The 6,632-nt window shown below is 76.6% G+C and carries 9 protein-coding genes; 6 read left to right on the forward strand and 3 right to left on the reverse strand.

The window, feature by feature from the left end; all coding sequences use genetic code 11:
• Positions 1–168 precede the first annotated feature (168 nt).
• Positions 169–909: a GAF and ANTAR domain-containing protein gene (locus ACWENR_RS17370; protein ID WP_452278003.1), complete on the forward strand. Its 741-nt coding sequence runs from the start codon at positions 169–171 to the stop codon at positions 907–909.
• 231 nt (positions 910–1,140) lie between these two features.
• The gene (locus ACWENR_RS17375; protein WP_452278004.1) at positions 1,141–1,644 is read left to right on the forward strand and encodes a DUF2231 domain-containing protein; all 504 of its coding nucleotides are present in this window, start codon (positions 1,141–1,143) and stop codon (positions 1,642–1,644) included.
• Between the two features lie 53 nt (positions 1,645–1,697).
• Here ACWENR_RS17375 and ACWENR_RS17380 read toward each other — a convergent pair whose 3' ends face one another.
• From ACWENR_RS17380 to ACWENR_RS17390, 3 genes are all read right to left on the reverse strand, one after another.
• Positions 1,698–2,801, reverse strand: coding sequence for an FAD-dependent monooxygenase (locus tag ACWENR_RS17380; RefSeq protein WP_452278005.1), 1,104 nt, complete (start codon positions 2,799–2,801; stop codon positions 1,698–1,700).
• 164 nt (positions 2,802–2,965) lie between these two features.
• The gene (locus ACWENR_RS17385) at positions 2,966–3,922 is read right to left on the reverse strand and encodes a DUF3500 domain-containing protein (RefSeq protein WP_452278006.1); all 957 of its coding nucleotides are present in this window, start codon (positions 3,920–3,922) and stop codon (positions 2,966–2,968) included.
• A 45-nt stretch (positions 3,923–3,967) separates the two neighbouring features.
• Positions 3,968–4,369, reverse strand: a complete 402-nt coding sequence (locus ACWENR_RS17390) for an ankyrin repeat domain-containing protein (protein ID WP_452278007.1) — start codon at positions 4,367–4,369, stop codon at positions 3,968–3,970.
• Between the two features lie 63 nt (positions 4,370–4,432).
• Here ACWENR_RS17390 and ACWENR_RS17395 point away from each other — a divergent pair, with 63 nt between their 5' ends.
• The 4 genes from ACWENR_RS17395 to ACWENR_RS17410 all read left to right on the forward strand — a co-directional run bounded on the left by ACWENR_RS17395 (position 4,433) and on the right by ACWENR_RS17410 (position 6,514).
• Entirely contained in the window at positions 4,433–4,810 is a 378-nt protein-coding gene (locus ACWENR_RS17395; RefSeq protein ID WP_452278008.1) for a signal peptidase I, read from the forward strand.
• Between the two features lie 113 nt (positions 4,811–4,923).
• Positions 4,924–5,379 carry a cysteine dioxygenase gene (locus tag ACWENR_RS17400; protein ID WP_452278009.1) on the forward strand — a complete coding sequence of 152 codons (456 nt, stop codon included), beginning with the start codon at positions 4,924–4,926 and terminating at the stop codon, positions 5,377–5,379.
• A gap of 50 nt (positions 5,380–5,429) precedes the next feature.
• Complete coding sequence (locus ACWENR_RS17405; RefSeq protein WP_452278010.1) at positions 5,430–5,918, forward strand: rhodanese-like domain-containing protein; 489 nt, start codon at positions 5,430–5,432, stop codon at positions 5,916–5,918.
• A 50-nt stretch (positions 5,919–5,968) separates the two neighbouring features.
• Positions 5,969–6,514: a winged helix-turn-helix domain-containing protein gene (locus tag ACWENR_RS17410; RefSeq protein WP_452278011.1), complete on the forward strand. Its 546-nt coding sequence runs from the start codon at positions 5,969–5,971 to the stop codon at positions 6,512–6,514.
• The last annotated feature ends 118 nt before the right edge of the window (positions 6,515–6,632 follow it).

A 6,632-nucleotide genomic window follows, 5' to 3' on the forward strand; every position in this document is an offset into this window, starting at 1 on the left:
TCCGCGCCGCCGGCGCCGGAAGGGGCCCCTTTTTGCGCCGTTTCGACCCGGGTTTGCGAGGGTAGTAGGGCGGGTCCGAAGAGTCGGGAGAGATCAGAGGATGGAACGGGTGACGACGCCGGTCGGGCGTGCGGGAGCGCGCGCGGGTGCGGTGGGGGCTGTGCGCCGGTGAACCTGGAGATGCGGGACCCGACGGTGGAGCGGCTCGGCGTCCTGGAGACGGCCGCCCTCCTGCGGGAGTTGACGGCCGGGCTGATCGCCGTCGACGACTTCGACGAGGCGCTGGCGGCGCTGGTGCGCATCGCCCGCGACGCGGTGGACGGCGTGAGCTGGTGCGGCTTCACGGCGCTGCGGGCCGGCGAGCCGGCCGGCGTGGCCGCCTCCGACGCGCGGCTGGCCGGTCTCGACGACCTGCGGCACGGCCCCGACTCGCCGGCGATGGACGCGATCCGGCGGCGGGAGATGATCCTCTCCGACCATCTGGGGCGCGAACCGCGCTGGCCGGCCTGGACGCCGCGCGCCCGGGAGTTGGGCGTGCACGGGGTGATCTCGGCGCCGGTCGACGTCGACGAGCAGGTGATCGGGGCGATCAACCTCTACGCCGGGGCGGGCGACCTGCTCACCCCCGGGCACCAGCTCACCGCGATGCTGCTCGCCGAGCACGCCGGGCTGCTCCTCGCGGCGGTCCGCGACCGGGCCCGGCAGGCGGCCCGGGCCGGCGAGCTCGACTCCTCGGTGCTGGGCGACGGCGTCGTCGGGCAGGCGATCGGGGTGATCATGACGCAGCGTGGCTGCCCGGCCGAGGAGGCGCTCGAGGTGCTGCGCAGCGCGGCGTCGTCGCTCGACATCCCGCTGCGGGAGGTGGCCGACCGGCTGGTCAGCACCGTCTCGCGCCCCCGGGACAGCTGAGTCCGCGGCCGGCCGGCCCCGCGATCGGCGGCCGCCGGGCCGGCGCGGGTCGCCCCGGCGGCCGGATCCTCCACCCCCGCCCCGTGCCCCCGCCGCCCGTGGCCCCGCGCGCCCGCGCCGGCCTCGGGACAGCCGTGACTTGCGGGGCCCGCGGGGCGCGTGTCGTTTCGCCTCGCGAGCGCCCGGGTAGCACTCTGGATTCGTGGGGTGAGCCGACCTGGGGGAGGAACGATGCAGAGCCGGCTGCGGGTGCACGGGCACCCGATCCAACCGATGCTGGTGACGTTCCCGTTCGGGCTCTTCGTGAGCGCGACCGTGTTCGATCTGACCGACGTGCTGGGGGGCCCGGCCTTCCTCGGCGAGGTCGGCTACTGGACCTCGGTGGCGGCCCTGTTCGCCGCCGCGCTGGCCGCCGTGGCCGGCATGATCGACCTGTGGGACGTGCCGGGCGACCGGACCCGCCGCACGGCGGTCACCTTCAACCTCCTGAACGTGGCGATGGCCGCGCTCTTCCTGGTGGCCTGCCTCGTCCGCGCGGACGCGCCGCAGCGCGGCGCCAACGTCGTGCTCCTGCTCACCGAGATCGTGGCCCTCGGTGTCGGTGCGGCCGGGGTCCGGCTGGGCGCCCGGCTGGTGCGCCGGTTCGACGCCGGCCGCCGCGCCGAGGCGACCACCTTCGACGCGCTCGGCGGTGTCTCCGGCTCCACCGTCGACCTCGCCCGTTTCCGTCCCTGACCCGGCCAACGCACGGCTCCGCCCGGTCCCGGGCGGAGCCGCTGCGGGCGGGGTCAGGGGGTCCAGGTGTACGTGGCGGTCAGCGAGCGCCCGAGGAGCGCGGTGGGCAGGAGCGGTAGGGCCGCGTCGCGCAGGACGGTCAGCGGGGCGGATCTCCAGTGCGCGGGGGCGCCGACCTGGCGGGACAGGCGTACGACCAGCTGGGTGCGCGGCCGGCGGGCGCGGTCGTACGCGGCCAGCCCGGCGGGCACGCCGTGCGTGTCGACGGCGGCGGCGAGGGTGACCGCGTCCTCGAGCGCCTGGCAGGCGCCCTGGCCGAGGTTGGGCGTCATGGCGTGTGCGGCGTCACCGAGGATCGCCACCCGTCCGCACACGTAGGTGTCCAGCTCGGGCAGCTCGTAGGTGTCGTGCTGGAGCACCTCGTCGGGGCGCGCGGAGCGCAGCAACGCGGGGATGGGGTCGTGCCAGCGGGCGAAGCGTTCGCGCAGCTCCGCCAGGCCGGTGCGGGTGCCGGCCGGGGCGTTGGCCATCAGGTAGCAGTAGACGCGGCCGTCGGGCATGGGCACGTGCCCGAACCGTTCGCCCCTGCCCCAGGTCTCCACGCTGCCCTCGACGGGTCGGGGCGGGGCGAGGAGCCGCCAGGTGGTGTATCCGACGTAGCGGGGCCCGGGTAGGCGTGGCCAGACGGACCGGCGGGTGACGCTGTGCACGCCGTCCGCGCCCACCACCAGGTCCGCCGTCGACGTGCCGCCGTCGTGGACGACGGTGCCGTCCGGGCGTACGTGGCGCACGTCGACGCCGGGGCGCAGGGCCTGCGCGGGCAGCGCCCCGCGCAGCAGGTCGACCAGGTCGGCGCGGTGCACCGTCGCCCACTGCCCGAATCTGCGCTTCAACTCCTCGGTGTCGTTGCGGATCAGCCAGGTCCCGTTCGCCCGGCGGACGCCCGCGACCGGGTCGGCGAGCCCGCGCTCGCGCAGGATGTCGCCCAGGCCGAGTGCGTCCAGTGCGTGCAGGCCGTTGGGCTGGATGGAGATTCCCGCGCCGACCTCGGTGAACTCGGGGGCGCGTTCGAGGACCTCCACCTGCCAGCCCCGCTGGTGGAAGGCGACGGCAGCGGTCAGCCCGCCGATGCCGCCGCCCACGATGATCGCTTTCACTGTCGACGTCCTCTCCTGAGTGGTCCGCACGCACGCTTAGTGCCTCTAGACAATCTAGAGGCACTAAGGAACCACAGAGGATCTAAGGTGTCAACCGGGTGGGGAACTTCGAGGACGGCGGGGCGGGCTCGGTGTCGCGTCGGATGGGCGCGCCGGCCGGCCGGTCAGGGGGTGGGGTGGGATTCGGCGTGGTGGGCGGCCAGGACGTCCGCGCCGAAGTCGCTGGCGGGGCGGCGCAGCACGGTGTGGGCGTGGTTGCCGTCGTCGGCGGTGTTGTCGTACTCGATCAGCAGGTCGTCGCCCTGCACCCGGTAGTAGTGGCGCTGCCCGGGGCCGGTCGGACCGGCCCAGGCGAAGTGGAGCTGCCCCGAGGCCAGCCGCCGCGCCTCCCGGATCGCCAGCTCCGCCGGGAGCCGGTCGAGATAGAGCGCCACGAGCTGGTCCAGCAGCGCCCGTCCCGTGGGCCCGAGCCGGTCGCCGGGCACCCCCAGCGGCTCCAGCGGGGCGTCGACGCGGGGCCGGGTGGCGCTGATGATGTCTCCGGGCGCTTCGTCGGAGACGATCGCCGCGGCCCGGCCGGCGGGGCCCATGGCGTCCAGCAGGGCGCGCGCCAGGTCCTCCTCGACGCCGAGCGGGCGCGACACCGGGCGGCCGGCGTGCCGGACGGTCGCCGGGTTGGCGCCGAGGAAGATCGGCGCGGGGGAGACCTGGTCGGCCGCCACGGTCATGCTGACCGAGAGGTGGTGCCCCTCCAGCCGCCACGCCCAGGTGTCGTCGCGGGCCGGGTCGCCGAAGACGGCCACCCAGTAGTCGCCGCTGTGCCGGCCCCGCCGCCATCCCTCCGCCCGGTCCAGCACCTCCTCCAGCGCGACGATCGCCATCGCCTGCGCGTACGCCGGCGGGCTCAGCGCGGTGGCCAGCAGGCGGTGCGCGGCCTTGCGCCCGGCGCGGTCGAGGTCGGCCAGGCAGACCCCGGGCCGGGGTCGGGGGCGGTACTCCAGCCAGCGGCGGGCCTGCTCGTCGTCGAACCGGAGGGCGGCGCGGGCGCGGGCGGGCTCGTCCAGCGCGGCCAGCAGCGCCGTGCCGGCGGTGCGCATCTGCTCGGGCAGCGGATCTTCCACCGCCTCTGTATACCGGTCGGGGGGCGACCGCGCGGGACGACGCCGTCAGCCGGCCGGCGGCCCGGTCAGCAGCGCCAGCATCTCGGGCAGGTCGAAGAAGCGGGCCGTCTCCACCGCCGACGGGCTGCCGTGGTGCGGGTCGGCTCCGGCGGCGAGCAGCGCCCGGACCGCGTCGCCGCTGCTGCGGAAGGTCGCGGCGGCCAGCGCCGTCTGCCCCCGGTCGTTGGCGCGGCGGTGGTCGGCGCCCCGGGCCAGCAGGGCGGCGACGGTCTCCGGGTGGGCGTGGTAGGCCGCCAGGATCAGCAGCGTGTCGCCCTTGTCGTTGGTCAGGTTGACCGGCAGCCCCGCGTCGACGTTCGCGGCCAGCTCGTCGGTCGCGCCGTCGCGCGCCAGGTCGAACATCCGGTGCGCGAACGCCAGGGTCTCGGCGTCGAGTTCCTCGCTCACCGGTCCAGGCTAGTCGGGCGTCCGCCTGGTAGGTTGCTCGGCCGGCGCGCTGGGGGAGGAACGATGGACGACGCGGTGTACGTGGGCAACGCGGGTGTCGACGGGGCGACGAACGCGGGCTGGCTGCTCGGCCACTTCATGCCGCCCGGCGACGCCCGGCACAGCGCCGACGTCGAGGTCAAGTGGGGGGTGCACCCGGCCGGGGAGGCGCGCGCCCGGTGGGCGACCGGCGAGCGGCGGACCGCCCTGCTGGTGCTGGTCAGCGGGTGCTTCCGGGTCGAGTTGCCGGACCGGACGGTGGTGCTGCGCGAGCCCGGCGACTACGTGGTGTGGGGGCGCGGCGTCGACCACTCCTGGTACGCCGAGCGCGAGTCGGTGGTGCTGACCGTGCGCTGGCCGTCGGTCCCCGGCTACCGGGTGGGGCCACCCGTGCGCCGCTGACCCGCTCGGCGCGCGGGCGCGGGCGTCCCGGCATGCGGAATTGCCTACTAAACCCATAGGATTTACAGGCTATGCTGGGGCTCCGAGACGTCGCCGCACCACAGAGGACCGCCATGCCCGACCGACACCAGCCCGACCTGCTCGCCGTCGCCCGGGCCTGGGCCGCCGAACCGGCCCGCTGGCCGGTGCCCCTGCGCTTCGACCCGGCCTCCCGGTGGTACGCGCGGCTCGCGCACACCCCCGACCACGAGGTGTGGGCGCTGAGCTGGCTGCCCGGTCAGGGCACCGACCTGCACGACCACGGTGGCTCGGGCGGCGCGTTCCTCGTCCTGGCCGGCGTCCTCACCGAGGAGACCGTCAGCGGCGGCCGGCTGCGCCCGCACCGCCTGGCCGCCGGCTCCCACCGTCGCTTCGGGCCGCGGCACGTGCACCAGGTCGCCAACCGGGGCGACGAGCCGGCCGTGAGCGTCCACGTCTACCGTCCCGCCCTGCGCCGGATGACCCGCTACCGGCTCGCCGACGGCCGCCTCCGCGCCGCCGAGGTGGCCGAGGCGGGTGTCGCCTGGTGAGCGCCGCGCCCCGCCCCGCCGACCGTCCGCACCACCCGAAGGGAACGACCATGCCGCAGACCGACCCGCACGCCTGTCCGGCCCCCGCGCCGCCGGGCTCCCGGGGCATCGACGAGATCCTGGCCGCCGCCCGGGCGCGGCTCGACCGGCTGGATCCCGAGCGGGCGCACGTGGCCTGCCGGCGCGGTGCGCTGCTGGTCGACATCCGCCCCGCCGCCCAGCGGGCCGCCCACGGCACCGTCCCGGGCGCCCTGACGGTCGAACGCAACGTGCTGGAGTGGCGCTTCGACCCGCGCTGCCCGGCGCGGCTGCCGCAGGCGGTCGGCTACGACCTGCAGGTGCTGGTCATCTGCCAGGAGGGCTACACCTCGTCGCTGGCCGCCGCCGCCCTGCGGGACCTCGGGCTGCACCGCGCCACCGACGTGGTCGGCGGATTCGTCGCCTGGCGCCTCGCCGGGCTGCCCGTTCTCGGCCCCACCCCGCCGCCGCGTCCGTCCACCCCCGCGCCCCCGGTGACCGCCGGCCGGGCGCCGTCCTGACCGTCGCGTCCCACCCGGGCGTGGCGGCACCGCCGTCGCCAGGAGGCTCCATGTCCGTCGTCGCCCTCACCCCCCGATCCCAGCCGGCCGGCCGCGCCCGGCCCGCCCGCCCGCGCCCGGCGCCCACCGTCACCATCACCCTCGACGTCGCCCCCGGCCCGCTGAGCCCCCGCCTGGCCCGGCTGCTGGAGCTCATCGGCGAGCTCGCCGAGTCCGGCGAGGGCCTGGTGCGGCCCACCGGCGGCGACGCCCCGCCGGCGCCGGCCGGGGCGCGCCCGGACGCCGGGCATCCCGACGCGGTCCGGATCCTCGCCGGGCCACGGGTCGTCCGGCACGGCTCGCGGGCGGTGGCGCTGACCCGCATCGAGTACGACCTGCTGCTCTTCCTGGCCGAGCGCCCCCGTCAGGTCTTCACCCGCCGGCAACTGCTCGCCAGCGTCTGGGGCTACGAGCACGCGGTGGCCCGCACCGTCGACGTGCACGTGCGGCGGCTGCGCGCCAAGTTCGGCGTCGGCACGCCGCTGGTGACCACCGTCCACGGCGTCGGCTACCGCCTGGCCGACGAGGCCCGGATCGAGGTCGACCGGGACCGCTGACGCCCGGGCGGGCGGGTCGCGCGGCGGGGCGCCGGCCCCCCCCCGCCGGGCGGGGGAGGGGCCCCGGCTGTTCTCCAGTCACACCGCCGCCCATCACGTGTGTGTGGGTGGGGTGGGT

It is taken from the genome of Micromonospora sp. NPDC004336 (assembly GCF_053602615.1).